We start from the raw sequence: 3,064 nt of genomic DNA, 5'->3' as shown, positions 1-3,064 counted from the left end.
GGCCCGCCGCGCGAGCGCGTCGGGGTCGCGGCCCCCGTACGCGGCGTTCTCACCCGTCGATGAGTCGGTCATGGCCGGGATACACGCGGAGTTCGGGTAAAAGTCTCGTTTCCGGGACGCTGCGGCGGGTCGGGGTCGACGCCCGCGCCGTGGTCGATGCCCGCATCGCTTCCGACCGGTGACCGCTCCGGCTCACTCCTCGCGGCCGACGAACGTCCGGTACTTCAGGTCGTCTTCCCGGATCTCCTCGACGATCCGTTCTAAGATTACCTCCTGCGGGCGGTGGAGCCCGGAGATGCGCTCCTCGACGTCGTCGAAGCTCTCGAACGGGCCGCGCTTCCGCTCGTCCAACAGGTCGTTCCGCAGCTTCTTGCCGATCCCCGGCAGCAGGTTCAGCTGGTGGAGCCGGAGGGTGATCGGTCCCGCCTCGTTGTAGAAGTCGACGAACCGCTCCTCGTCCGCCTCGACGACCGCCTCGACCGCGTACTCGATCTCCGCGGCCGCGTTCCGGGTGAGGTCGTCGAACGACACCTCGCGGTACCGGCCGACCGCGGGGCCGTCGACCCCGATCCGGTCGCCCACCGAGACGTCCACGTCGCCGGCGAGCGTCAGTTCGTACAACGCGAACGAGTCCGTTCCCAGTCCGTACGCCACCGGCGACTTGCGCGACTGCGGGCGGTCGTCGTCCGGGCGTCCGTTCAGCAGCACGTCGAGCAGGACGGCGGTGGGACCGCCGTCGTCGACACCGTCCGCTCCGGTGTCCGCGGCGTTGCCACCCCCATCTCGATCGTCGCCCGGCGTCCCGTCGCCGTCGGCGTGGTCCATGTATCGTTTATCGCTCCGAGCGGTGAAAAAACCGCTGGCGAGAGCGGGCGCTCGCTCGAACGAGCGCGGTCGAACTCGGAGAAACGTGGGGGACGCGGCAACCGGAGAACAGGGCGGCCCGCGTTCAGGCGTACTTCGCGACGACGTTGAGGATTTCGTCGAGCTCCTCGCCGTCGAGCGAGTAGCGCTCCTGGGCGAACACCGAGCGGAGCTCGGTGCGGTCCTCCGGGAGCAGGTCCGTGATCTTCACCGCGGTCGGCACGTCGACCTGATCCAGCTCGGTCAGTTCCTCGACCAGCTCGCGGGACTCGTCGGCGTCGAGGTCCGCGAACCGGTTGACGTGTTCGATCGCGCGCGCCAGCTCGTAGCGGAGGTCGCGGTCCTCGTCGGCCGCGCGCTCGTCTTCGATCTCCACGAGGATCTCCTTCGCCTCGGAGACGGTGACGTACTCCTCGTCGAGCTTCTCTTTGAAGATCGTCATCTCAGTTCTGCTGGGCGCGCATGTGGGCGGCGGTGACGATGAGCGTCTTCGTCTTGCCGCCGTCCGGAATCTCGACTTTGAACGCCGACCCCTGCTTGCCGACGACGGTGCCCGTCCGGCCGTCGAAGCGCGGGTGGAAGCGGCCTTTGGGGACGCTAGGGTCGATCTTGAGGTGGACCTGCGATCCCTCGTCGAACTCTTGGATCGCTCGCTGCGGCGGGGAGGTGCCGCGGTTACGGGGTTTGTTCGAGAGCTTGTCGCGAGTCGCCTTCTGCGGCCCATTGGAACTCGGCATGGTCTTGGAATCCTTTCCGCTGCCGCCGTTATAAATCGTGCGTTACGGGCCGCAGCGCGTTGACGACTCTCACACGCGACGGTCATGGGGGCGGACATCCCCCGTGCGGTGCCGGATAGCACGCGCGACAACCAGACGGACCTCCCCTTCCGAAAGGGCTAATCCCGGGAGTTCCCTAACACGTTCGTAATGAGTCATCAGCTGCCGGACGTACAGGCGTCCGCGCCCGACGTCACCGTCGGGCTCTCGCAGGTCGGCGTCACCGGCGTGGAGAAGCTCGTCAAGCTGGCGCGGGGCGACAAGCGTCCCATCGTTCTCATGGCGGAGTTCGAGGTGTTCGTCGACCTCCCCAGCGGCCGGAAGGGAATCGACATGTCGCGGAACCTCGCGACGGTCGACGAGATCCTCGAAGACATCACCCGCGAGGAGGCGTACCGCGTCGAGGACGTCTGCGGCGACGCCGCCGAGCGACTTCTGGAAAAGCACGACTACACCACCACCGCGGAGGTGTCGATGTCGGCGGAGTTGGTCACCCGCGAGGACACGCCGGCGTCCGGCATCGAGACGCAGAGCACGGCGACGATCGTCGCCAGCGCGACCGCAACCGAGGACGGGACGCGCGAGGAGATCGGCGCGGAGGTCACCGGGATGACCGTCTGTCCCTGCTCGCAGGGGATGAGCGAGTCCCGCGCCCGCGACAAGCTCGCCGAACTCGGCGTCGACGAGGAGACGACCGAGGAGTTCTTAGAGGCCGTCCCGCAGCCGGGCCACTCCCAGCGCGGCCACGCGACGCTGACGATCACGACCGACGGCCACCCCGACGTCGACCTCCGGGACGTGATCGACGTCGCCCGCGACTCGATGAGCGCGCGCATCTACAACATGGCGAAGCGGCCCGACGAGGACCACATGACCTACGAGGCCCACGCGGACGCGAAGTTCGTCGAGGACTGCGTCCGCGCCCTCGCCGAGGGGACCGTCGAGGAGTTCCCGCATCTCCCGGACGACGCCGTGGTCCACATGAAACAGTCGAACGACGAGTCGATCCACCAGCACAACGCCCACGCGGAACGCGAGGTCAAACTGGGCGACCTCCGCGACGAACTCGGCCGATAAGCGCGTGTAGACGCGGTCGCTGGACCTTTTCAAGTAGGATCGGGTGTTGCTGGCAACTGTTTATAAGCAGATGGCGGCGCTCAGGTGAACACTTCCGAAGCCCCAGCCGCTCGGCTGTACGTATCCAACCTCGTCGCAACCGACCCTCTGACCGAGACCGCCGAAGCCCCAGCCGCGAGGACTCGGTGCGCTCGCTACGCACCTCGTCGCTCGTTTCACTCGCTCCTGCGGTGCTTACGTCGCGCGCCTTCGCCCTCGCGGCTGCCCCTTCGAGTCCCACCCCACAACAGCACCGCACCTCTCACCTCCCCAGCCTCGTCAGTCGCCGTCGCTTCGCTCCGGCGACT

Annotated in this window: 4 protein-coding genes; 1 reads left to right on the top strand and 3 read right to left on the bottom strand. The window is 67.4% G+C overall.

What is annotated here, in order from left to right; translation table 11 throughout:
- Positions 1 to 192 precede the first annotated feature (192 nt).
- The 3 genes from BN903_RS13080 to BN903_RS13070 all read right to left on the bottom strand — a co-directional run bounded on the left by BN903_RS13080 (position 193) and on the right by BN903_RS13070 (position 1,601).
- Positions 193 to 825: a DUF655 domain-containing protein gene (locus BN903_RS13080; protein WP_048078151.1), complete on the bottom strand. Its 633-nt coding sequence runs from the start codon at positions 823 to 825 to the stop codon at positions 193 to 195.
- A gap of 124 nt (positions 826 to 949) precedes the next feature.
- On the bottom strand, positions 950 to 1,306 hold the full coding sequence (locus BN903_RS13075) for an RNA polymerase Rpb4 family protein (RefSeq protein WP_048078150.1): 357 nt from the start codon (positions 1,304 to 1,306) through the stop codon (positions 950 to 952).
- 1 nt (position 1,307) lies between these two features.
- Entirely contained in the window at positions 1,308 to 1,601 is a 294-nt protein-coding gene (locus BN903_RS13070; protein ID WP_006112901.1) for a 50S ribosomal protein L21e, read from the bottom strand.
- 189 nt (positions 1,602 to 1,790) lie between these two features.
- Here BN903_RS13070 and mptA point away from each other — a divergent pair, with 189 nt between their 5' ends.
- Complete coding sequence (gene mptA, locus BN903_RS13065) at positions 1,791 to 2,717, top strand: GTP cyclohydrolase MptA (protein WP_048078149.1); 927 nt, start codon at positions 1,791 to 1,793, stop codon at positions 2,715 to 2,717.
- Positions 2,718 to 3,064 lie beyond the last annotated feature (347 nt).

This window comes from Halorubrum sp. AJ67 (genome assembly GCF_000513435.1).
The sequence above is the reverse complement of the archived record's forward strand: the minus strand, read 5'-3'. Positions and strand labels throughout refer to the sequence as shown.